Annotated in this window: 27 protein-coding genes; 10 read left to right on the top strand and 17 right to left on the bottom strand. The window is 60.1% G+C overall.

What is annotated here, in order from left to right:
* Positions 1-22: 22 nt before the first annotated feature.
* Entirely contained in the window at positions 23-673 is a 651-nt protein-coding gene (locus tag AC1RR7_RS07790) for an HAD family hydrolase (protein WP_493157033.1), read from the top strand.
* 3 nt (positions 674-676) lie between these two features.
* On the opposite strand, the gene AC1RR7_RS07785 is transcribed toward AC1RR7_RS07790, so the two are convergent.
* A complete protein-coding gene (locus tag AC1RR7_RS07785; RefSeq protein ID WP_493065541.1) occupies positions 677-1762 on the bottom strand; it encodes an aminopeptidase in 1086 nt (361 codons plus the stop codon).
* A 59-nt stretch (positions 1763-1821) separates the two neighbouring features.
* Here AC1RR7_RS07785 and AC1RR7_RS07780 point away from each other — a divergent pair, with 59 nt between their 5' ends.
* Positions 1822-2244: a PA0061/PA0062 family lipoprotein gene (locus tag AC1RR7_RS07780; protein ID WP_096822451.1), complete on the top strand. Its 423-nt coding sequence runs from the start codon at positions 1822-1824 to the stop codon at positions 2242-2244.
* Between the two features lie 40 nt (positions 2245-2284).
* The gene (locus AC1RR7_RS07775; RefSeq protein WP_096822452.1) at positions 2285-2704 is read left to right on the top strand and encodes a PA0061/PA0062 family lipoprotein; all 420 of its coding nucleotides are present in this window, start codon (positions 2285-2287) and stop codon (positions 2702-2704) included.
* A 6-nt stretch (positions 2705-2710) separates the two neighbouring features.
* Here the strand turns inward: AC1RR7_RS07775 and AC1RR7_RS07770 are convergent, their stop codons facing one another.
* Complete coding sequence (locus tag AC1RR7_RS07770) at positions 2711-2950, bottom strand: DUF1161 domain-containing protein (RefSeq protein ID WP_074689739.1); 240 nt, start codon at positions 2948-2950, stop codon at positions 2711-2713.
* 102 nt (positions 2951-3052) lie between these two features.
* The gene (locus tag AC1RR7_RS07765; protein ID WP_096822453.1) at positions 3053-3484 is read right to left on the bottom strand and encodes an OsmC family protein; all 432 of its coding nucleotides are present in this window, start codon (positions 3482-3484) and stop codon (positions 3053-3055) included.
* A gap of 241 nt (positions 3485-3725) precedes the next feature.
* On the opposite strand from AC1RR7_RS07765, the gene AC1RR7_RS07760 reads away from it, so the two are divergent.
* Complete coding sequence (locus tag AC1RR7_RS07760; RefSeq protein ID WP_039764807.1) at positions 3726-4727, top strand: LLM class flavin-dependent oxidoreductase; 1002 nt, start codon at positions 3726-3728, stop codon at positions 4725-4727.
* Between the two features lie 79 nt (positions 4728-4806).
* On the opposite strand, the gene AC1RR7_RS07755 is transcribed toward AC1RR7_RS07760, so the two are convergent.
* Positions 4807-5031: a DUF1161 domain-containing protein gene (locus AC1RR7_RS07755; RefSeq protein ID WP_096822454.1), complete on the bottom strand. Its 225-nt coding sequence runs from the start codon at positions 5029-5031 to the stop codon at positions 4807-4809.
* A gap of 128 nt (positions 5032-5159) precedes the next feature.
* Entirely contained in the window at positions 5160-5375 is a 216-nt protein-coding gene (locus AC1RR7_RS07750) for a dodecin (RefSeq protein ID WP_096822455.1), read from the bottom strand.
* Positions 5376-5531: 156 nt separating this feature from the next.
* Between AC1RR7_RS07750 and AC1RR7_RS07745 the strand changes: the two genes are divergently transcribed.
* Entirely contained in the window at positions 5532-5858 is a 327-nt protein-coding gene (locus AC1RR7_RS07745) for an ElaB/YgaM/YqjD family protein (RefSeq protein WP_007953918.1), read from the top strand.
* Here AC1RR7_RS07745 and AC1RR7_RS07740 read toward each other — a convergent pair.
* Positions 5831-6748 (bottom strand): LysR family transcriptional regulator, encoded by a 918-nt coding sequence (locus AC1RR7_RS07740; RefSeq protein WP_493157031.1) that lies wholly within the window; start codon positions 6746-6748, stop codon positions 5831-5833. The genes AC1RR7_RS07745 and AC1RR7_RS07740 overlap by 28 nt on opposite strands.
* A 112-nt stretch (positions 6749-6860) precedes the next feature.
* Here AC1RR7_RS07740 and trpB point away from each other — a divergent pair, with 112 nt between their 5' ends.
* The 3 genes from trpB to AC1RR7_RS07725 all read left to right on the top strand — a co-directional run bounded on the left by trpB (position 6861) and on the right by AC1RR7_RS07725 (position 9469).
* On the top strand, positions 6861-8093 hold the full coding sequence (trpB, locus tag AC1RR7_RS07735) for a tryptophan synthase subunit beta (protein ID WP_085713009.1): 1233 nt from the start codon (positions 6861-6863) through the stop codon (positions 8091-8093).
* Positions 8093-8905: a tryptophan synthase subunit alpha gene (trpA, locus tag AC1RR7_RS07730; protein ID WP_007953915.1), complete on the top strand. Its 813-nt coding sequence runs from the start codon at positions 8093-8095 to the stop codon at positions 8903-8905. The genes trpB and trpA overlap by 1 nt, the downstream gene beginning before the upstream one ends.
* A 120-nt stretch (positions 8906-9025) precedes the next feature.
* The gene (locus tag AC1RR7_RS07725; RefSeq protein WP_102621142.1) at positions 9026-9469 is read left to right on the top strand and encodes an anti-virulence regulator CigR family protein; all 444 of its coding nucleotides are present in this window, start codon (positions 9026-9028) and stop codon (positions 9467-9469) included.
* 70 nt (positions 9470-9539) lie between these two features.
* Here AC1RR7_RS07725 and AC1RR7_RS07720 read toward each other — a convergent pair whose 3' ends face one another.
* The 11 genes from AC1RR7_RS07720 to AC1RR7_RS07670 form a co-directional block, all read right to left on the bottom strand.
* Positions 9540-11501 (bottom strand): DUF7844 domain-containing protein, encoded by a 1962-nt coding sequence (locus tag AC1RR7_RS07720; RefSeq protein ID WP_102621141.1) that lies wholly within the window; start codon positions 11499-11501, stop codon positions 9540-9542.
* Positions 11498-11818 carry a DUF2388 domain-containing protein gene (locus tag AC1RR7_RS07715; protein ID WP_065260625.1) on the bottom strand — a complete coding sequence of 107 codons (321 nt, stop codon included), beginning with the start codon at positions 11816-11818 and terminating at the stop codon, positions 11498-11500. The genes AC1RR7_RS07720 and AC1RR7_RS07715 overlap by 4 nt, the downstream gene beginning before the upstream one ends.
* Before the next feature lie 28 nt (positions 11819-11846).
* Entirely contained in the window at positions 11847-12155 is a 309-nt protein-coding gene (locus AC1RR7_RS07710) for a DUF2388 domain-containing protein (protein WP_102621140.1), read from the bottom strand.
* Positions 12156-12262: 107 nt separating this feature from the next.
* A complete protein-coding gene (locus tag AC1RR7_RS07705) occupies positions 12263-12580 on the bottom strand; it encodes a DUF2388 domain-containing protein (protein WP_085713004.1) in 318 nt (105 codons plus the stop codon).
* A gap of 135 nt (positions 12581-12715) precedes the next feature.
* A complete protein-coding gene (locus AC1RR7_RS07700; RefSeq protein WP_192559423.1) occupies positions 12716-12925 on the bottom strand; it encodes a DUF1127 domain-containing protein in 210 nt (69 codons plus the stop codon).
* 257 nt (positions 12926-13182) lie between these two features.
* A complete protein-coding gene (locus AC1RR7_RS07695) occupies positions 13183-13398 on the bottom strand; it encodes a DUF1127 domain-containing protein (RefSeq protein ID WP_003220409.1) in 216 nt (71 codons plus the stop codon).
* 321 nt (positions 13399-13719) lie between these two features.
* Positions 13720-15213 (bottom strand): succinyl-CoA:acetate CoA-transferase ScpC, encoded by a 1494-nt coding sequence (gene scpC / locus AC1RR7_RS07690; protein ID WP_493065540.1) that lies wholly within the window; start codon positions 15211-15213, stop codon positions 13720-13722.
* Positions 15214-15428: 215 nt separating this feature from the next.
* A complete protein-coding gene (locus AC1RR7_RS07685; protein WP_102621138.1) occupies positions 15429-16862 on the bottom strand; it encodes an NAD(P)(+) transhydrogenase (Re/Si-specific) subunit beta in 1434 nt (477 codons plus the stop codon).
* The gene (locus AC1RR7_RS07680; protein WP_003187417.1) at positions 16862-17182 is read right to left on the bottom strand and encodes an NAD(P) transhydrogenase subunit alpha part 2; all 321 of its coding nucleotides are present in this window, start codon (positions 17180-17182) and stop codon (positions 16862-16864) included. The genes AC1RR7_RS07685 and AC1RR7_RS07680 overlap by 1 nt, the downstream gene beginning before the upstream one ends.
* A gap of 15 nt (positions 17183-17197) precedes the next feature.
* Positions 17198-18319, bottom strand: a complete 1122-nt coding sequence (locus AC1RR7_RS07675) for a Re/Si-specific NAD(P)(+) transhydrogenase subunit alpha (protein WP_102621137.1) — start codon at positions 18317-18319, stop codon at positions 17198-17200.
* A 434-nt stretch (positions 18320-18753) separates the two neighbouring features.
* Entirely contained in the window at positions 18754-19653 is a 900-nt protein-coding gene (locus tag AC1RR7_RS07670) for a LysR family transcriptional regulator (protein WP_102621136.1), read from the bottom strand.
* 158 nt (positions 19654-19811) lie between these two features.
* Between AC1RR7_RS07670 and AC1RR7_RS07665 the strand changes: the two genes are divergently transcribed.
* Together AC1RR7_RS07665 and AC1RR7_RS07660 are read left to right on the top strand one after the other, a co-directional pair.
* On the top strand, positions 19812-20993 hold the full coding sequence (locus tag AC1RR7_RS07665; RefSeq protein WP_085712999.1) for an acyl-CoA dehydrogenase: 1182 nt from the start codon (positions 19812-19814) through the stop codon (positions 20991-20993).
* A 13-nt stretch (positions 20994-21006) separates the two neighbouring features.
* Complete coding sequence (locus tag AC1RR7_RS07660) at positions 21007-22227, top strand: CaiB/BaiF CoA transferase family protein (RefSeq protein WP_192559427.1); 1221 nt, start codon at positions 21007-21009, stop codon at positions 22225-22227.
* Positions 22228-22408: the final 181 nt, after the last annotated feature.

Here is a 22408-nt window from a genome sequence, read left to right as displayed (position 1 = left end):
TCTCTATTGCTCGGGATTTTTCATGCATTACCAGACCGTACTGTTCGACCTCGATGGCACCCTGACCGATCCGCGCGAGGGCATCACCCGCTCCATCCAGTTCGCCTTGAGCAAACTCGGTATTGATGAGCCGGACCTGACCAAGCTGGAACACTTCATCGGCCCGCCGCTGTTGCAGGCGTTCATGCAGTTTTATGGTTTTGATGAAGCCAAGGCGTGGGAGGCGGTGAATTTCTACCGCGAGCGTTTCAAGGTCACCGGGTTGTACGAGAACCGGGTGTTCGAGGGCGTCACGCCGTTGTTGGAAACCCTGAGTGGCCAAGGCCGGCAGCTGTATATCGCGACTTCAAAACCGTGGGTGTTCGCCCGGGAAATCGCTCGGCACTTCGATTTCGCCAAACACTTCAAAGTGATTTACGGCAGCGAGCTGGACGGCACCCGTACCAACAAGGTCGAGCTGATTGCCCACCTGATCGCAGAAGAAGGGCTGGATCCGGCCAATACGCTGATGGTCGGTGACCGCAAGCACGACCTGATCGGCGCCCGCAGCAACGGTCTGGATGCAGTGGCGGTGGGGTATGGTTTCGGCAGCCATGAAGAGCTGAGCGCCGAGGCGCCGGCTTATCACTTCGAAACCCTGGCCGAGTTGCATCAGGCGTTTCTGCAGCGCTGATCGTCAATCGGAGCGAAGGGCGGCCAGCTCACGCAGGGCTGTCTTTCGCTTGTCAGCCGGCAATCCGCCCAGTTTCTCCACCTGTGCATAGAACTTCAGCCAATCCCCGCCCACCTGCCTGAACAAGGCTGCAAACGCCGGCACCCACTGGTCATACAGCCCGAACGGCAACAACCGCGCATTGTTCAGCGGTGCATTGACCCAGGTGTCGTAGCGTTTGTCCCCGGCCCACTGGCTGTCGCGCATCGCCCGATAATCCCGGCGAAACCGTTCGAACTCGGCAGCCTTGTGTTCGCGCATGTGTTCGACGGGCATCGACTGGGCGTACAGCTTCTCCAGCCGGGTTCGGGTGTCGAGGATCAGTTGAATGAACTGGTCACGACGTTTGAGTTGAGCGTCATTTTCTGGCGGCAAGCCACGAAACGCCCGCCACTGCCGGGTGCCTTCCTGCTCGACGAAGGTCGCGTAAGACTCGTTGAACTCGGTGTCGTCCTTCACATAGAAACGTTGATGGCCCAGCTCATGGAATATCAGCGTGGCCAAGCGTTCGTCACCCCAGCCCATCATCGAGTTGAGGATCGGGTCATTGAACCAGCCCAGGGTCGAATAGGCTTCGACGCCGCCAATCGACACGTCCATGCCTTGCAGGCGCTGAATCGCCGCCTCGCCCCGCGCCGCACTCTGGCTGTAGTAGCCGCGATAGGCCACGCAGCCGGCAATCGGGAAGCAATGGTTTTGCGGGCTCAGGGAAAACTCCGGGGTGGCGAACACGTTCCACACCACGTACGGGCGATGGATATCGGCGTACAGGCGATAGCTCTGGTTATCCGGCAGGTGCAGGTGTTGGCTGGCGAAGTCCCGGGCCTTCTGCGACTGGGCCAGGTGGGCACGCAGTGTGGCGTCCCGGCTCGGGTCGGCGATCACCTCGGCCACTGGCTCGCGCGCGCGCAGCAATTGCAGCTGACCACTGGCCAACTGACTGTAATAGCTGACGCTGGAACAACCGTTGAGCAGCAAAAGCAATGTGCTCGGAAACAAAACCCGCAAAACGCGATCAAGTAACCCAAGGCTTGGAAACGGCCTGATCACAATAAGAAATCCCCCGGAAAGTCTGATCGCAAGACTATCCCGCCCATTGGAGCTCCGCCATGCGCATGTTGATACTGACGGGAGGCCTGCTGACGCTGGCCGGTTGTGCCGGATTCGGAATGCCTTCGCCCGACCCCACGCAAGCCTGGATCGACCTGGATACACGGCAACAGGACACGGCGCTGCAAGCGCTGGAAGTCGACAAGAAGGCTGCCGTCGACAAACGTTACTTCGAAGTACAACCCGGCAGCCATGAACTGAAGGTGCGTTACCAGTTTCCGGTGGAGGCAACCAACATCGGCCCCGACGCGGAGCCCCTGTGGCGCGATTGCCAGTTGAACGTGACATTCAAGGACTTCAACGCCGGCCAGCGCTATCAGCTCCAGGCCGGCAATATCGGTTTCCGGCCTTGGGCCAAACTCTATGACCAGCAGCGCAACGTAGTCGGTCAGGGCAAACCGGCAGGCTGTCAGCGCACCTGATCGGCGTTATGCTGGATGTCCGAATTCACGGACATTCATCATGCGCAAGACGATGCTGTTACTGGTTGCCGGTGTACTCGCCGGTTGTCAGACGCCGATGCCTCCGGTCGACCCCAACATGGCCTGGGTCGAGTTCTCGACGCCGACCCCGGGCGGAAAACTGCTGATGGCCGAACGTCTCGACAAGCAGCGCCTGACTGACGGACGTTTTTTCCAGGTAACGCCCGGCAGCCATGAGTTGCTGGTGCGTTTCGATTTCGAGGCGCCTGGTGGAGGCGGCGGTCTGTTGAACGACCCCGTGGAGCGCCTGTGCTACCTGACCATCCGCTTCGACCATTTCGAAGCGGGTCAGCGTTATGTGCTGGAGGGTCGCTCCCTGATGTTTACTCCCAGTGCCCGGCTGTATAACGCCAAGCGGGAAATTGTTGCCGAGGATCGCGACACCTATTGCGCCATCTAACCTGAATCAGCGGTCGTTCTTCTGGTAGATGATGGCCTTCGTACCGTTGTCGCAAGTGCCGACGATCATGGCGACGTCGTGCTTTTCGGCTTCCTCTTTGGAGACTATCTCCAGGGTGTAGGAAGGCACGGCATTCGCCTGAATCTTGATTTCGATCTCTTGCTTGAGTTCTTCGCAATCTTTTGGCGCCGCGAAGGCCGACGTTGCCAGCACGCCACAGATAACCGCCAAAGCAAAACGTTTCATGGTTGAAGCTCCTGGGAGCAGCGCGCACGAAGATGCGCGAAAGCTGCTGTCATTTATTCGACCACATTTTTGCCTGGCGGGTTCTGATTCGGCGCAAGTCAATCAACTGACCAGTGACGCATCCAGGCTGATCTTCGCGTTCAGCACCTTCGATACCGGACATCCTTCCTTGGCCTTGTTGCTCAGCTCCTCGAATTGCGCCTGGGTGGCACCTGGGATTTTTGCTTTGAGGATCAGCTTCACGGCGGTGATCGCGAAACCACCCTCTACCTGATCGAGAGTGACCTCGGCCTGGGTGTCGATGCTTTCGGCCTTCAGCCCGGCGTCGCCGAGGATCATCGAGAACGCCATGGAGAAACAGCCGGCATGAGCGGCGCCGATCAGTTCTTCCGGGTTGGTGCCCTTGCCGCCTTCGAATCGGGCCTTGAAGCCGTAAGGCGCTTCCCGCAGGACGCCGGTTTCGGTGGAGATCGAGCCGATGCCGGTTTTCAGGTCACCTTCCCAATGTGCGGATGCCTTCTTCACGATAGCCATGTGTGCCTCCTCAAATCGGCGCGAAACGCCGCGCCATCAGGGTTTCTGCTTGCAAGGCTTCTGAGGATAGACGCCGGGACAAAGTTCAGCTCATCTGAATCGTTGACTTTTTTAGTAGGAAATTTCGGATCGGCTATTGAAACTCGGGTATATGCCCTTATTGCACAGAACACGCTTATGAATTGGGCAGGTTTGCGTTCGCCAAGAACAAACCTGCGCCCTCAATCGGAGATGCAGGTTTATGAAGCAACTGTCCGACGTAAAGTTTTCCACCCTCGATCTGGTGCCGGTGCGCGAGAACGGTAGCCCGGCCCAGTCGCTGCGCAACTCGCTGGATCTGGCGCAGCATGTCGAAAAATTCGGCTACACCCGGTTCTGGGTCGCCGAGCACCACAACATGGACGGCATCGCCAGTTCTGCGACGTCGGTGTTGCTGGGCTATCTGGCCGGCGGCACGTCGACCATCCGCGTCGGCTCCGGCGGCGTGATGTTGCCCAACCACGCGCCGCTGGTGATTGCCGAGCAGTTCGGCACCCTTGAAAGCCTGTATCCGGGGCGGATCGACCTCGGCCTGGGCCGCGCGCCCGGCTCCGACCAGATGACCGCCCGAGCCCTGCGCCGTGAACGCTCCGGCAGTGCCGACGACTTCCCGGAAGACGTGGCCGAACTGGCGCGTTTCCTCGGCCCGCGTACGCCGGATCAGCGTGTGATCGCGATGCCGGGCACCGGCACCAACGTGCCGATCTGGCTGTTGGGTTCCAGCCTGTTCAGTGCGCAACTGGCCGGCGAGCGCGGTTTGCCCTACGCCTTTGCCTCACATTTCGCACCGCGCTTCATGCACGAGGCGATTCGCGTCTACCGCAACCACTTCAAGCCATCGGCGGTGCTCGACAAGCCGTACGTGATGCTCGGCGTGCCGCTGGTGGCCGCCGACACCGACGAGCAGGCCGATTACCTGGCGACCTCGGTGTACCAGCGAATTCTCGCGCTGATGCGTGGGCAAAGTCTGGTGCAGCGTCCGCCGGTGAAAACCATGGACGGCCTGTGGCTGCCCCACGAGCGTGAAGCGGTGGGCGATTTCCTCGGTCTGGCGATGGTCGGCAGCCCGCAGAAAATCCGCGCAAAACTTGAGGTGCTGATTGAACAGACTCAGGCGGATGAGCTGATCTTCACCTGCGACCTGTACGAACACGCCGATCGCCTGCATTCCTACGAATTGCTGGCGCAGGTGATGAAGGGCTGAAGTCCGATAGTTGTGCAAAAAAGATAGCCGGGCACAAAAAAGCCGACGCATTGCGTCGGCTTTTGCATTTCAGGCGCGATCAACCGCGCTTGTAGACGATTTCCTTGGTGCCGCCCTCGCATTTGCCGACGACCTTGCCGCCAGCGGCAGCACCTTTATCGACGATTTCCAGCGAATAACCGGAGACGTGTTTCGCATCCAGTTTTGCCGCGATCGCGGCTTTCACTTCTTCACAGGGCTTGCCGGCAGCAAACGCACCACCCGCAAGGCTCAACAAACCTACTGCCAACATGAACTTCTTCATCGGTCGCACTCCCTGGTCGGATTAAAAAAGGCGGGCATCGAGCGATCTACCCGATGCGCTCACCCTGTAGCGCTTTGCCATTCCTATGGCATTCGGCCAGCGCGCAAGTTCAGAAGCGTAGACCAAACTCAGCTGCTGGCAATCCGGAACCCGACTTTCAGGGTCACTTGAAAGTGGGCGGCCTTGTTGTCCTTGATGTGGCCACGGGTATCGACCACCTCAAACCATTCCAGATGCTTGATGCTCTTGCCGGCCTCGGCCAGCGCGTTGTTGATGGCGTCTTCGATGCTGCTGGGGGACGAACCGACCAGCTCGATTTTCTTGTAGGTGTGATGGTCACTCATGGCGATCTCCTTGACGTGTGGAATTGAGCCTAGCAGCGATTTGCAGTGTTGATTTCGTTCGCTTCGGGAAAGGCGAGTTCAGATTTTCTGCACTTTCCAGACCCCGTGAAGTCCCAAACAACACACGCCACTCATCACCAATGCAGGAGAGCCACCATGGCCAACACCTCGTTACGCAAAGCCTCGTTGCAAAGCATGGAAGCGGAGATCGAGAGTCTGCTCAAGTCGTTGGAAAGCCTGAAGGACGACGCTTCGGACGAGTCGCGCAAGACCCTCAAGGCGCTCAAGGGCAACGCCGAAAGCGCGCTGAAACACTCGCGCAGCCTGCTCAGCGATGCCTACGAAGAAGTCAAAGTCAAAACCCGCGAAACCGGGATCGCCACCCGTGATTACGCGCAGGAACATCCGTGGACGACCGCCGGTGTGGCGGTCGGTGCACTGGGTCTGCTGGCCGCTTATCTGCTGTTCAAGCGCGGCGAGTGATCCGCCTGGCACAGCTCGTTCTTGAGCCATTGCGCCAGTTGCCGGGCGCGCCCGTCTGCGGCGCGCTTGGGTAGCCACAGCGCCAGTTGCGCTGGGGTTTCGCAAAAGCCCCATGGCGCGACCAGGCGCCCGGCTTTCAAGTCTTCGGCCACCAAGGGTTCCGGCGCAATCGCCACGCCCAATCCGGCGACGGCCGCTTCCAGCAAGTAATACAGATGCTCGAAACCTTGCCCCAGCTTCAATGCCTTGGCGTCGAGGCCGGTTTGCTGCGCCCAGCTCGGCCAGGCTTGCGGGCGTGAAGTCGTGTGCAGCAACGGTTCGCCGAGCAGGGCAATGGGCGGTGCCGATTGCAGTTGTTGGTAGCCGCTGAACAGCGGGCTCATGACCGGGCCGATGCGTTCGCTGGCCAGCTCGTAGACTTGCATGTCCGCCGGCCATGGCGGTTCGGCGAACAGCAGCAAGGCATCGAGTCCCGGGCGGCGCGGATCGAGGTCGCCTTCTCCGGCCGACAGGTGCAGACGCAAGTCCGGCAGATCGGCATTGAGCCTTCCCAGTCGCGGAATGAACCAGCGCGCCAGCAGGCTGCCGGAGCAGCCGAGCACGAAGGGAGCGTCGGCGGTGCTTTGGGTCAGCTCGGCACAAACACTGCGCAAGCGGTCGAACGCCTCGCCGCTGGCATCGCGCAGACGGATACCGGCATCTGTGAGTTTCAAGCCGCGACCGTCCTTGACGAACAGGCTGACGCCCAGGTGCTCTTCAAGCACCTTGAGCTGGCGGCTGACCGCGCCGTGGGTGACGTGCAGCTGCTCGGCGGCCTGGCTGACGCTGTTCAGCCGGGCGGTGGCTTCGAAGGCGCGCAGGGCGTTCAGCGGGGGAAGGTCATGGCTCATGATATCTGTGAGTTTTCCTGACAGGTTGTGGCGATCTTATCGGTTTTCAGCCTGCAAGGTCAGGGGTAGAGTGAACGCCATTGTCTTCTCGTGAAATCCGCTGGAGCGAACCATGACCCAGACTTCGAACACCTCCGATCTGCGTAACGGCCCTGACGCCAACGGCCTGTTTGGCTCGTTCGGCGGCCGTTACGTTGCCGAAACCCTGATGCCGTTGATCCTCGATCTGGCCCGCGAGTACGAAGCGGCCAAGGAAGATCCGGCGTTCAAAGAGGAATTGGCCTACTTCCAGCGCGACTACGTCGGACGTCCGAGCCCGCTGTATTTCGCCGAGCGCCTGACCGAGTTCTGTGGTGGCGCCAAGATCTACCTCAAGCGCGAAGAGCTGAACCACACCGGCGCGCACAAGATCAACAACTGCATCGGCCAGATCCTGCTGGCGCGGCGCATGGGCAAGAAACGCATCATCGCCGAGACCGGCGCCGGCATGCACGGCGTGGCAACCGCCACCGTGGCTGCGCGCTTCGGTCTGGACTGCGTGATCTACATGGGCACCACTGACATCGAACGTCAGCAGGCCAACGTGTTCCGCATGAAGCTGCTGGGCGCCGAGGTGATCCCGGTGGTCGCCGGTACCGGCACCCTGAAAGACGCGATGAACGAAGCACTGCGTGACTGGGTGACCAACGTCGACAGCACCTTCTACCTGATCGGCACCGTGGCCGGCCCGCACCCTTATCCCGCGATGGTTCGCGACTTCCAGGCGGTGATTGGCAAGGAAACCCGCGAGCAGCTGCAAGCTCAGGAAGGTCGCCTGCCGGACAGCCTGGTGGCGTGCATCGGCGGCGGTTCCAACGCCATGGGCCTGTTCCACCCGTTCCTCGACGACAAGAGCGTGGAAATCATCGGCGTCGAAGCCGCCGGTTACGGCATCGAGACCGGCAAGCACGCGGCCAGCCTCAACGGCGGCGTACCGGGTGTGTTGCACGGCAACCGAACCTTCCTGCTGCAGGACGACGATGGTCAGATCATCGACGCCCACTCGATTTCCGCCGGCCTCGACTATCCGGGCATTGGCCCGGAACACGCGTGGTTGCATGACATCGGCCGCGTCCAGTACACCTCGGTGACCGACGACGAAGCCCTTGCGGCATTCCACCAGTGCTGCCGTCTGGAAGGGATCATTCCGGCACTGGAAAGCGCCCATGCCCTGGCTGAAGTATTCAAACGCGCGCCGAAGCTGCCGAAGGATCACCTGATGGTGGTCAACCTGTCCGGCCGCGGTGACAAAGACATGCAGACTGTCATGCACCACATGGAAACTTCCAAGCAGGAGAAACACTGATGAGCCGCCTGCAAACCCGCTTTGCCGAACTCAAGGAACAGAACCGCGCCGCACTGGTGACCTTCGTCACCGCCGGTGATCCGGATTACGACACTTCGCTGGCGATCCTCAAGGGCCTGCCGAAAGCCGGTGCCGACGTGATCGAGCTGGGTATGCCGTTCACCGACCCGATGGCCGACGGTCCGGCGATCCAGCTGGCGAACATCCGTGCTTTGGGTGCCAAACAGAACCTGATCAAAACCCTGCAGATGGTCCGCGAGTTCCGCAAGGACAACAGCGATACGCCGCTGGTATTGATGGGTTACTTCAACCCGATCCACAAGTTCGGTGTCGAACGCTTCATCGCCGAAGCCAAAGAGGCCGGCGTTGACGGCCTGATCGTGGTCGACATGCCGCCGGAGCACAACTCGGAGCTGTGCGACCCGGCTCAGGCTGCAGGCATCGACTTCATCCGCCTGACTACGCCGACCACGGATGATGCACGTCTGCCGAAAGTGTTGAACGGCAGCTCCGGGTTCGTTTACTACGTGTCGGTCGCCGGTGTGACCGGTGCCGGTGCGGCGACTCTGGAACATGTCGAGGAAGCGGTGGCGCGTCTGCGTCGTCATACCGACCTGCCGATCAGCATCGGTTTCGGTATCCGTACGCCGGAGCAGGCTGCGTCCATCGCGCGTCTGGCCGATGGCGTGGTGGTGGGGTCGGCGCTGATCGATCACATCGCCAACGCGACCACGCCGGACCAGGCCATCGACGGCGTACTGAGCCTGTGTTCGGCACTGTCCGAAGGCGTGCGTAAGGCCCGCGTCAGCTGAAGGTAAAGTTCCTGATACAGAGGAATTAGCACCTCGCGGCACAGACTAATCAAGCAAGACCGAGGGATTCAGAACCACGTTCTGAGTCCCTTTTTGCTGTTAGTGCAGTGAGGAAAATCCATGAAAATGCCGAAACGTCTGATTGCCAGTCTGGGCGTGCTGATGATCAGCGCGACGCCGCTGCTGGCCAGCGCTGACCCACGCGACGATCACGACCACGGCGGCCCGCAACAGGGTCAGTACGACAATCGCGGTGGCGATCACCATGATTGGCAAAGCAGCCATCGGGGTGGCCCGCCACCGCGCGACTTCGGGCCGGTGCGTCAGGTGATTCGTGACAATCACGGCTACTTCGTTCGCGGTGCACCTCCGCCTCCGGGTATTCGCCTGGAACGCGGCCGGCCGTTGCCGCACGGCTATTACGGCGAACGGCTGGATGCCCGGGCGTTGGGACGTTTGCCGGTGTATCCGGGCTATGAATGGCGTCGGGCCGGTGGCGACATCGTGTTGATCGCGATCGGTACCGGGATCGTCTACGAAGTGCTGGATGGTGTTCTGTACTGATTTGCAGGCAATAAAAAAGACCGCAGCCTTTCGCAGGCTGCGGTCTTTTGTTTTTCAGGGGCGTTGTTTTTCAGGGCAGCTCCAGGCCGCCCGAGGCTTTGTGCAGTTTGCGCAAATGCTCGCCGATCTGCTTCACGTTGGCCTCGTTGGCGGCAATCTCCGCTGCCCGCTTCGGTTCCAGCAGCGCTCGCACTTCCTTGTCCAGATCACCGCTCAGCACCAGTAGCTGTTTCTGGCGCTGACTGCTTTCGGCTTCCAGTCGGCTGAACTCGCTGGGTTGTGGCAGGCCATAACCACGAGAGTCGAGCAGTTCTGCCGGGCGACTGAGGAAGCCGCTGTTGGCGAGGATCTGCTGCAACGTCGCGTTGGCCTTGTCCATGCCGCCGTTTTCCAATTCCCGGGCACCGAGGTAGCGTTGCTTGACCTCATCCTGGGCCAGCAGCAACTGGCGACGGAAGCTTGCCTGCTCCAACAACAGCAGTGCGGCGCTGGTGCGCAAGTCCGCGCGTTCAAACCATGGTCGCCGTTCTTCGGCAGACAGCGACAGCCATTCCTCGACGCTGGCCTGCTTGATCGGCAATTGCTTCTTCAGCACCTCGAACATTGCCTGATAGCGATCGCGGAACGAGTCGAAGCGGTAACCCAGGCGCAACGCCTCTTTGGGGTTGTCCAGCACGCTGGTATCCGCCAGGCCTCGGCCCTTGAGCACTTCCAACAGGCCATTGGGCATGATGCTGTCGAGGCCGGTGAGCTGCGCATTGTTGCTACCGCTGCGCAGCAGTTTCAGGCTTTCCACCGCGCAGTTGTTGGACAGGAAGAAGTAATTGCCGTCGTAGCTCCAGTGCATTTCGGCGGCGTGTTCGACGACGTCTTCGATCTCGCTGCGGGACAGGTTCAGCGGCACCGAGGCGAGGCTGCGCAGTTCGGTCTTGGTGTATTCGTCGATCACCTGCGCCAACGGCAGGACGAACAGGCGCGAAGGGTACTTGCCGACCAGTCCGTCCCAGCTCGACAGCTGCACATCGCCGACGAATGCGCGGTAGGACAGCACCAGATGCTGGTCCAGATCCAGTCGGCAATCCGGTCCGCGTGGCCGGCCCGGGGCGCAGATCACCAGGCGCAACATGCTGTGCCCCCAGCGGCTGACCCAGTTCTGGTTCGCTTCGGCCAGCAGGTAGTCGATGGCGTAGACCCGCTCCGGATCGACCTGGCCCAGCGGCTGTTTGGCAAAGTCGTTGCCGGCATTGAGGAAGGCGAAGGATTTGGCGCAGGAGTCCTTTTCCGGCGGCGCCCAGCCGAAGTGTTCCTTGTAATAGCGATACAGCGCCGGACGGCGGCAGGCGTAGCTCGGGTCGAGGAGGAAATACTCCATGTTGACCGCGACGAACTCCTTCGGACTGGAGATCTCGTACAGGTCCGGGCTGCGGGCGATTTGCCGGTTGTGCTGTTCACGTTCGCCACGGCGGCCGACGTATTGCTGCCAGCCGGCGAGGTCGAGCAGGCGCGGGTCATCGCTGAGGGTGAAGCGCCGGTCATTCTGCCCCCGACACTCATCCGGCAGGCCGATCAGCCCGGCGCTGTTGTTGCGGCGCGTGCAGCGCTGGATCAGCGTGCGTTCGGCGGCCGGCCACAGGCGTGCGCGGTCGTAGATATGGGTGATTTCGTGCAGCACCGTGGCCAGCAGTTCCTGCCGCACCGTGCCGTGGGGGCGATTGGTTTTTTGCGTGGCCGCGCTGCCGTCGGTGAGACTGGCGAGCAGTCTGCGGTTCAGGTCCAGCTCGGAGACGAGCGTCGCCTGGCCATAGGCATTGGCGGGCATGTCGTCGGTCCAGCCGACATCGATGCGTCGATCCAGGCGTTCGATGAAGCTGGGCGGCAGTTTCTGCATCGCTTCATCAAGCAACGCCTGGCTGGCCTGTTGTTGGGCGGGGCTCAGGCCGTCGGTCTTGAGCCGCAGTTGCAAGCTGGCGTGGGCGTTGCTGCCGATCAGCAGCAGCGCCCCGGCCAGCAGCCAGGCGTTGAGAGACTTCACAATGCGAGGATGGCTTCGGCGAGTACCTGATCACTGGCGTCGCGGGCTTCCGGCACGCGGGTGCGCAGGGTGTTGAGGGCGGCTTCCAGGTGCGCGCCACGGATATCTCCGTTGCTGGCGACGAAGCTGGCGGCGTCATCGTGGGCTTCGCGGATGATTTTCGAATCGCGGATCGAAGTGGTGGTATCGGAAGTGAAATCGATGGTGCGCTGGGAGGCACGAACGATGATGTTACTGGTGGCTACCAGGGTGTGCGCCTGGGCCATATCGGCCAACAACAACAGGCCAAGGGCGGCAGCAATCAGCGGGCTACGCATGGAACGACTCCGGAGGGGGCAAGAATAACTATTGGACGAGAATTGCCTGTGCCAGTTCAAGGTCGCTTACATGAAGTTTTGGCCGGGATTTGCGCAGGTAATGCAACGCGGATTCCAGCTGAGCGCCTCGCAACTGGCCGTCACTGGCAACGAATGCCGCCGCATCGTCGTGGGCGGCGAGCAGCAGTTTACGGTCGAAAGGCGCGGAAGACACCATGCTGGTGGCGTAACCGCTGACAACGGTGTTTTGCGTCGAGACGTCAAAGGCATCGACCGAGGTCGTCCAGCAAGCAGTGACCAGAACAGAAGGGATAAGCAGATTTGAAAGAAAACGCATGAGTCTCAGGTGCTGTTAGCGAGTCCCAAGGCTAGCGTAATGCCCGGGCCAGAGCCAGCGGCGAAACATCGGGACATGACTGGCATGTCCCTTCCAGCAATGCCGGCTCAGATCGCCAGAATGGCTTGTGCCAGTTGTGCGTCGGTCGCATTCAGTTGCGGGGCCTGATGGCGGATGAGGTCCAGAGCGCTCTCGAGTTTCACGCCGCGGATCTGGCCTTCGCTGGCAACGAAGCTGGCAGCGTCGTCACGGGCAGCGATCACGACTTTGTTGTCACGCAGCGAAGAGCTGACGTCGGAAGTCGCGTCCGAAGAGGACTTCAGCGCGCCAACAACGGCGTCGGTGGTCACGATGAAACTGGTAGCGCTGGCATTGGCAGCCACGGCCAGCAGGGCGGCAGCGCTGAGCAGGCGAAGACGGGACATGGTGTAACTCCTCTGGAAATATCGTATTGAGAGGTGGCTTGGTGTCTGGGAAGTCAGACGCCAGTCGCACGGCATTCGCCACGTTCTGCCCGGATATTAGGCCTGTGTGGGAGGTTTCGCACAGAGGGCAAAATGCTAGCGCCAGAAGGGTTTCTCCAGTTCGTTCTGTCGATCGGCGTGGCTGAGGCCAAGATCAGCGAGATCCCGACCATCGAGTTGAGCCAGCAGGCGCCGCGTCCTGGCGCGCTCCAGGCCTTGCCAGAAACCTCTGAATAGCCGTCGTAGACGACCGAAGCGAGGAGAGCGTTCGACCGCGACTGCTGAAACATCCTGTAAGTGATTCATGACGTCTTCCTTTTGCCGATGGAGGCGGAAGGTCATGTTGAGCCGAATGCAATGAGCACGGCAGATACACCACAGTAAAATTGTACTGGTTCAGTTGTTTATTAATTAAAACTGTACCTGTCATTGATACAGGCCCCTGTACCGGATGTTTTCCGGGCCCAAAACGACAAGACCCGTCGCGGTTTCCCGCGACGGGTCTTGTGTGTTCAATTCGGGTTGCTGGCGGTGGGTCTAGCGACCAGAGCCAGCGACGCTACTTAGCGCCAGAACGGCTTGCTCAGCTCTTCGTAGCGTTGTGCTTCGCTAATCCCGGCGTCAGCCAGCAGACGCGAATCCAGACGAGCCAGTTGGTGGCGGCTGGAGATGCGGCGCTGCCACAACATCAGGTTGGCGATAACGCGCAGAGGCAGGGAAGCCTGGGTTTTTGCAGCTTTGTCTTCGAAGAACAGTTCGGAACTGAGTGTACGTTCCATGGTTGACATCCTTCCGCTTGTGGCGGGATCAGGTAGTGGTTTAACTGGTGCCCATGATCCTCTCGTTTGGCCAGACTCTCTAGATACAGTTCACCTGTATTGTGAGTGACCAGTTAACTGTTTATAGGGGGTGTACGGGTCAAAATTGCGCAAACTGTACCTGTCTGCGCCCATTTGGTGCATATTTACTCAATTCGGTGATTCGAGTAGGCAAAAGCCTTAGGAAAAGACCGGTACAGCAGTACAGTTTTTGACGGTAATGGAGGTTTTCAGAATCCCGCTGGCGAAACTGTGTTTGCGCCAGCGGAAAATCTGTGCGGATTACGCCTTCAGCATGCGTCCGGTTTCTTCCAGATTGATATGCCAGCTCAGGGCGTCGCGCAGAATGTGCGGGGTGTGACCGCCGATGGCGCAGGCCGTCGTGAAGTAATCGTTCAGCGCCTGGCGGTAGTCCGGGTGCACACAGTTGTCGATGATGACCCGGGCGCGTTCACGTGGCGCCAGGCCACGCAGGTCGGCCAGACCGACCTCGGTCACCAGGATGTCGACGTCATGCTCGGTGTGGTCGACGTGGCTGACCATTGGCACCACGCTGGAAATCGCGCCGCCCTTGGCGATCGACTTGGTCACGAACACCGCCAGGTGCGCGTTGCGCGCGAAGTCACCCGAACCGCCAATGCCGTTCATCATCCGCGTGCCGCAGACGTGGGTGGAGTTGACGTTGCCATAGATGTCGAACTCGAGCGCCGTGTTGATACCGATGATGCCCAGGCGACGAACCACTTCCGGATGGTTCGAGATCTCTTGCGGGCGCAGCACCAGTTTGTCCTTGTATTTCTCCAGGTTGCCGAAGACGTCGCTGTTGCGCCGCTCCGACAATGTGATCGAACTGCCCGAGGCAAAGCTCAGCTTGCCCGCATCGATCAGGTCGAAGGTCGAGTCCTGCAGCACTTCGGAGTACATGGTCAGGTCTTCGAACGGTGAATCGATCAACCCGCACATCACCGCGTTGGCAATGTTGCCGATCCCGGCCTGCAACGGGCCGAGCTTGTTGGTCATGCGTCCGGCATCGACTTCCTGCTTGAAGAAGGTGATCAGGTGATCGGCGATGGCCTTGGTGTCGACATCCGGCGCCGACACGGTGGACGGCGAATCCGACTGCTGGGTGATGACGATCGCGACGATCTTCTCCGGAGGGATCGGGATCGCGGTGCTGCCAATACGGTCGTCGACCTTTACCAGCGGGATGGGCGTGCGGGTCGGGCGATAGGTCGGGATATAGATGTCATGCAGACCTTCGAGGTTGGCGTTGTGCGCCAGGTTGATCTCGACGATCACGTGTTTGGCGAAGATTGCGAAGCTCGCCGAGTTGCCCACCGAGGTGGTCGGCACGATGTGGCCCTGTTCGGTGATGGCCACGGCTTCGATCACGGCGATGTCCGGCAGCTTCAGTTGCTGGTTGCGCAGTTGCTCGACGGTTTCCGACAGGTGCTGGTCGATGAACATCACTTCGCCGGCGTTGATCGCCTTGCGCAAGGTGCTGTCGACCTGGAACGGCATGCGCCGCGACAGGACGCCGGCCTCGGTCAGTTGCTTGTCGAGGTCGTTGCCCAGGCTGGCACCGGTCATCAGGCTGATCTTCAGCGGCGTGACCTTGGCTCGCTCGGCCAGTGCATGGGGAACGGCCTTGGCTTCGCCGGCGCGGGTGAAGCCGCTCATGCCGACGGTCATGCCGTCCTCGATCAGCGCAGCAGCGTCGGCGGCGCTCATCACTTTATCCAACAACGAAGGCAGGCGAATACGGTCACGGTACATGGATTATTTTCTCGGGCAGCGAGTAGCAGGATGCGCAGTCTAGTGAATTTCGCGGGCGCCTGTCCCGCTACCAAGGTCGCAAACGAGGCGTCTATTTAGCGGGTTTCAAGTAAAACACCATTACCGGATCTGCAACAACGCGGCAAATTGTCCGACGTTTTTCGCAAACAAAAACGCCCCGACAAGTCGGGGCGTCCGGTGAAGCAGCGAGCGAGTTACTCGACTGCTTTGACCATGTCTTCGATGACTTTCTTCGCGTCGCCGAAGACCATCATGGTCTTGTCCAGGTAGAACAGTTCGTTGTCCAGACCGGCATAGCCGCTGGCCATCGAGCGCTTGTTGACGATGATGGTCTTGGCCTTGAACGCTTCGAGGATCGGCATGCCGGCAATCGGCGATTTCGGATCGTTCTTGGCAGCCGGGTTGACCACATCGTTGGCACCGAGCACCAGCACCACGTCGGCCTGGCCGAACTCGGAGTTGATGTCTTCCATCTCGAACACCTGGTCGTACGGCACTTCGGCCTCGGCCAGCAGTACGTTCATGTGTCCGGGCATCCGACCGGCCACCGGGTGAATCGCGTACTTCACGGTCACGCCATGGTGGGTCAGCTTCTCGGTCAGCTCCTTCAGCGCATGCTGCGCACGGGCCACCGCCAGACCGTAACCTGGCACGATGATCACGGTGTCGGCGTTGGTCAGCAGGAAGGTCGCGTCATCAGCCGAACCGGATTTCACCGGGCGAGCTTCTTTTTCACCGGCAGGGCCGGCGTCTGCTGTATTACCAAAACCGCCGAGCAGTACATTAAAGAAGGAACGGTTCATCGCCTTGCACATGATGTACGAGAGGATCGCACCGCTCGAACCCACCAGGGAGCCGGCAATGATCAGCATCGAGTTGTTCAGCGAGAAACCGATACCCGCCGCCGCCCAGCCGGAATAGCTGTTGAGCATCGACACCACGACCGGCATGTCGGCGCCGCCGATCGGGATGATGATCAGCACGCCCATGATGAAGGCCAAGGCCAGCATCAATGCGAATGCGGCGAGGTTGCCGGTCAGCATGAAGGTGATGCCGAGGATCAGCGTCGCCAGACCCAGTACCGCGTTCAGCTTGTGCTGACCGCTGAACTGTACCGGTGCGCCCTGGAACAGACGGAACTTGTACTTGCCCGACAGCTTGCCGAACGCGATCACCGAACCGGAGAAGGTGATTGCACCGATGGCTGCACCAAGGAACAGCTCCAGACGGTTACCCGCCGGGATCGAGTCGCCCAGTTGCTTGACGATGCCCAGCGACTGCGGCTCGACCACCGCAGCAATGGCGATGAACACCGCTGCCAGACCAATCATGCTGTGCATGAAAGCGACCAGTTCCGGCATCTTGGTCATTTCAACGCGCTTGGCCATGATCGAACCGGCGGTGCCGCCGATCAGCAGGCCGACGATCACATAGCCAATACCGGCAGTCGCCAACTCAGCACCGAGCTTATAGATGAGGCCGACAGTGGTGATGATTGCCAGTGCCATGCCGAGCATGCCGAACAGGTTGCCGCGGCGCGACGTGGTCGGGTGCGACAGGCCTTTGAGGGCCTGGATGAAGCAGATCGACGCGATCAGGTAGAGCGTCGTGACGAGGTTCATGCTCATTACTTAGGCGCCTCTTCTTTTACTTTCGGGGCTTTCTTCTTGAACATCTCAAGCATGCGGCGGGTGACCAGGAAGCCACCGAACACGTTGACCGCTGCCAGTGCCACGGCGAGGGTGCCCATGGTCTTGCCCAGCGGGGTGACGGTCAGTGCGGCGGCGAGCATGGCACCGACGATCACGATCGCCGAAATGGCGTTGGTCACCGCCATCAGCGGCGTGTGCAGCGCGGGTGTAACGTTCCAGACCACGTGGTAACCGACATAAATCGCCAGCACGAAGATGATCAGGTTGTAGATACCGGGGGAGATAAGCTCTTCCATCGTCTGAATCCCTGCTTAGGCGTTTTTGCGGATGACTTGGCCGTCGCGGCACATCAGGCACGCGGCGACGATGTCGTCTTCGAGGTTCACTTCGAACTGGCCTTCTTTGGTGAAGACCAGCTTCAGGAAGTCCAGCAGGTTGCGTGCATACAGCGCCGAAGCGTCTGCGGCGACTTCACCGGCGAGGTTGGTCGGGCCTACGATGGTCACCCCGTTCTCGATCACGACCTGATCGGCCACGGTCAGCGGGCAGTTGCCACCCTGGGCTGCAGCGAGGTCGATGACCACCGAGCCGGGTTTCATCTGCGCCACGGTGTCCGCGCTCAACAGCGTCGGAGCCTTGCGACCCGGGATCAGAGCGGTGGTGATGACGATGTCCGCCTGCTTGGCGCGTTCGTGCACGGCCTGGGCCTGACGCTGCATCCAGCTTGCCGGCATCGGGCGTGCGTAACCGCCGACGCCGACCGCGCATTCGCGTTCTTCTTCGGTCTCGTAAGGCACGTCGACGAATTTGGCGCCGAGGGACTCGATCTGTTCTTTCACGGCCGGACGTACGTCGGACGCTTCGATGACGGCACCCAGACGTTTCGCCGTGGCAATCGCCTGCAAACCGGCCACGCCCGCGCCCAGAATCAGCACACGCGCCGCTTTCACGGTGCCCGCAGCGGTCATCAGCATCGGCATGAAGCGCGGATAGTAGTGGGCGGCCAGCAGAACCGATTTATAGCCGGCAATGTTCGCCTGGGACGACAGCACGTCGAGGCTCTGGGCCCGGGAGGTACGTGGTGCTGCTTCCAGGGCGAACGCGGTGATCCCGCACTCGGCCATTTTGGCGATGGTTTCATTGTTGAACGGATTGAGCATGCCCACCAGCACCGTGCCGCGCTTGATCAGCGCCAGTTCGGTGTCGCTGGGGGCGACCACTTTGAGAATCAGCTCTGCACCAAACGCATCGCTGGCACTGCCAATGGTCGCGCCTGCCGCTTCATAGGCACTGTCGACAACGCTGGCCTTGATGCCAGCGCCGCTTTGTACAGTGACCTTATGACCCTGGCCGATCAGCTTTTTGATGGTTTCCGGGGTTGCAGCAACCCGTGTTTCACCCGTCTGGGTTTCGAGAGGAACACCAATGTGCACGTCAAATCTCCTGCGTGATCTTATTGAGTAAACCCATGCACTACGGATGGTGCGACTGGGGCGGCCGATCAGCACGATCCCGCCAAATCAGGGCGGGGCGCGGCATTTTGCAGGCGAAGTTTATGCCCTTCAAGGGATTATGACGGGTGACGGAAAATTAACTACAAGTCATCCCGTGACCGAATGTCGCAGATGGCTGGCTGAATCCCTTGCAGGCCGTGCCTTGCAAGGAGTGTGGATGAATTTGAAGAATTTTCTCATCGGTGACGTGAATAGGTCGTAATGAGTCGCGAATGAAGGCTCAAAGCCACGTCGCCAGCCGCTTGTGGGACGTCTGTACGACTTTCGGATACAGTCTGTCGATTTGCGACAAATAGTTATATCTGTAGGGCTTTGAATATCCTGACTACGGGGTTAGTAATCGCTGAAAGCCTTTATCCTTCTAGGTTGTAGCTGTGTGCCTGGTTCACCAGCCAATCGCGAAATGCCTTGAGTGACGCGGATTCGACCTTTCGCTCCGGAATCATCAGGTAATACGCCTTGATGCTGGAGAGTGCGTTCGGGTTGGCAATCACCAGGCGTTTCTCGGCCAGTTCACGTTGAATCAGGAACGGTGGGATCAGCGCGATACCCATGTCGTGCATGGCCGCTTGGGCCAGCATGGAGAATAGCTCGTAGCGTGGGCCTGTCATGTCGCGGGGAATGTTCAGGTGCTGCGAGTTGAACCACTGCCGCCAGGCGTAGGGGCGGGTGGTTTGCTGGAGCAGAGGCAGATCGGCGATCTCTTCGGGTGTGAGACTGTTCTTGTTACCGAGCAAGGCAGGGCTGCACACCGGCATCGGATTTTCACCCATTAATCGGTGGGATTCCGTCCCCGACCAATCGGCATCGCCGAAATAGATGGCGGCATCGAAATCGGTGTCGGCAAACAGGAACGGGCGGGTGCGGTTGGTCAGGTTGACCGTTACTTCGGGGTGCTTGAGCTGGAAGTCCTTCAGTCTTGGCAGCAGCCATTGCGTGCCGAAGGTGGGCACCACAGCGAGCTCGATCACATTGGTACCTTGCTGACCCATCACCGAGAGGGTGTCGCGCTCCACGGCGTCGAGTTGAGTGGCAACCCGGCGGCTGTAGGAAAGACCTGCTTCCGTCAGCTTCACCCCGCGACGGGAGCGTCGGAACAGTTCGACGCTGAGGAAGTCCTCAAGGCTGGCGATCTGTCGGCAAATGGCGCCCTGGGTGAGAGAAAGTTCTTCGGCGGCCTTGGTAAAGCTCTCGTGACGGGCGGCGGCTTCAAAGCTGATCAGGGCGGTGGTGCTGGGTATCTTTCGGCGCATGTACGTCAACCTCACTAATACATCGCTCAATCGGCATTTCGCGACGTTTCGGAGTGAGAAATTAGCACAACAGGATGCGAAATCCTCGTTTGCCGGGATGACGAAGCGGGCCTAGGATCAATGCCACGTTAATTCACCCGATTTGCGAGGACTCACTCATGGGCGGTAAAGCTAGCTTCAACTGGATCGATCCACTGCTGCTGGATCAACAGCTGACTGAAGAAGAACGCATGATCCGCGACACTGCCGAGCAATTCGCCCAGCAGAGCCTCGCGCCGCGCGTCCTCGAAGCCTTCCGCCATGAGAAGACTGACCCGGCGATCTTCCGTGAGATGGGTGAGGTTGGCCTGTTGGGCGCGACCATCCCCGAGCAGTACGGTGGCAGTGGTCTCAACTATGTCAGCTACGGTCTGATTGCTCGTGAAGTCGAGCGCGTCGACTCTGGCTACCGTTCGATGATGAGCGTGCAGTCTTCGCTGGTCATGGTGCCGATCAACGAATTCGGTACCGAAGCACAGAAGCAGAAGTACCTGCCGAAACTGGCTTCCGGCGAATGGATCGGCTGCTTCGGTCTGACCGAACCGAACCACGGTTCCGACCCGGGCGCGATGATTACTCGTGCACGCAAAGTGGAAGGCGGCTACAGCCTGACCGGCGCCAAGATGTGGATCACCAACAGCCCGATCGCTGATGTGTTCGTGGTCTGGGCCAAAGACGACGCTGGGGACATCCGCGGCTTCGTGCTGGAGAAGGGCTGGAAAGGCCTGAGCGCTCCGGCGATTCACGGCAAGGTCGGTCTGCGAGCCTCGATCACTGGCGAAATCGTCATGGATAACGTGTTCGTGCCGGAAGAGAACATCTTCCCGGACGTGCGTGGCCTGAAAGGTCCGTTCACCTGCCTCAACTCTGCACGTTATGGCATCTCCTGGGGCGCGCTGGGCGCGGCGGAGTTCTGCTGGCACACCGCTCGCCAGTACACCCTGGACCGTCAACAGTTCGGCCGCCCGTTGGCTGCGACTCAGTTGATCCAGAAGAAGCTCGCGGACATGCAAACCGAGATCACTCTGGCGCTGCAAGGCTGCCTGCGTCTGGGTCGCATGAAAGATGAAGGCACCGCTGCGGTTGAAATCACTTCGATCATGAAGCGCAACTCTTGCGGCAAGTCTCTGGATATCGCTCGTATGGCGCGTGACATGTTGGGCGGTAACGGGATCTCCGATGAGTTCGGGGTGGCCCGTCACTTGGTCAACCTGGAAGTGGTGAATACCTATGAAGGTACTCACGACGTTCATGCGCTGATCCTCGGTCGTGCACAGACCGGCCTGCAGGCGTTCTATTAATAGGAGAGCGACCATGGGCGCGCTGTCGCATCTGCGGGTACTGGATTTGTCGCGAGTGCTGGCCGGCCCATGGGCCGGGCAGATTCTTGCCGACCTTGGGGCGGAAGTGATCAAGGTCGAGCGCCCGGGCAATGGTGATGACACTCGTGCCTGGGGGCCGCCCTTTCTGAAAGACGCTTACGGCGAGAATACGTCGGAGGCGGCGTATTACCTGTCGGCCAACCGCAACAAACAATCGGTGACGATCGACTTCACGCGTCCTGAAGGTCAGAAACTTGTACGGGAGCTGGCAGCCAAGTCGGACATCCTGATCGAGAACTTCAAGGTCGGTGGGTTGGCGGCTTATGGTCTGGACTATGAGTCGCTGAAGGCGATCAATCCGGATCTGATCTATTGCTCTATCACTGGTTTTGGCCAGACCGGGCCGTATGCCAAGCGCGCGGGTTATGACTTCATGATTCAGGGGCTCGGCGGGCTGATGAGCCTCACCGGGAGACCTGAAGGTGATGAGGGCGCCGGGCCGGTGAAGGTCGGTGTGGCGCTCACGGATATCCTCACGGGGCTGTATTCGACCGTGGCGATCCTGGCGGCACTGGCTCACCGTGATCACGATGGCGGCGGTCAGCACATTGATATGGCGCTGCTGGATGTACAGGTGGCATGTCTGGCTAACCAGGCGATGAATTACCTGACGACGGGCAATGCACCGAAGCGGTTGGGGAATGCACATCCGAATATCGTGCCGTACCAGGATTTTCCTACGGCCGATGGCGACTTCATTCTTACCGTGGGCAATGACGGGCAGTTCCGCAAATTTGCAGAAGTGGCGGGGCAACCGCAGTGGGCGGACGATCCGCGTTTCGCGACTAATAAGCTACGGGTGGCGAACCGGGCGGTGCTGATTCCACTGATCCGCCAGGCGACGGTCTTCAAGACGACCGCCGAGTGGGTGGCTCAACTGGAGCAGGCGGGTGTGCCGTGCGGGCCGATCAATGATCTGTCGCAGGTGTTCGAGGATCCGCAGGTGAAATCCCGTGGGCTGGCGATTGAGCTGCCACATGCTCTGGCGGGGATGGTGCCGCAGGTGGCCAGTCCGATTCGGTTGTCTCGCACTCCTGTTGAGTACCGTCGTGCGCCTCCTTTGCTGGGCGAACATACGCTGGAGGTTTTGCAGCGGGTGCTGGGTCTGGGGGCTGGGGCGGTGGCTGCGATGAAAGAGGATGGGGTGCTTTGATGGCTTCCTCTATATAGAAGGGGTGATATCTCTTTCTTCTATATAGAGGGAATCGGGTGCTTTTTTGACCTGTCGGCAAGTTATTGAAAGAAAAGCGAAATTAAGGGTTGACGGCAGATTCTGGAGGCCTATAATTCGCCCCACTTCCGGCGCAGTCGAAACGGAAAACTCCTTGAAACTC

This window comes from Pseudomonas sp. GW821-FHT11G12 (genome assembly GCF_058808055.1).
This window is presented reverse-complemented; position numbering and strand designations above follow the sequence as displayed.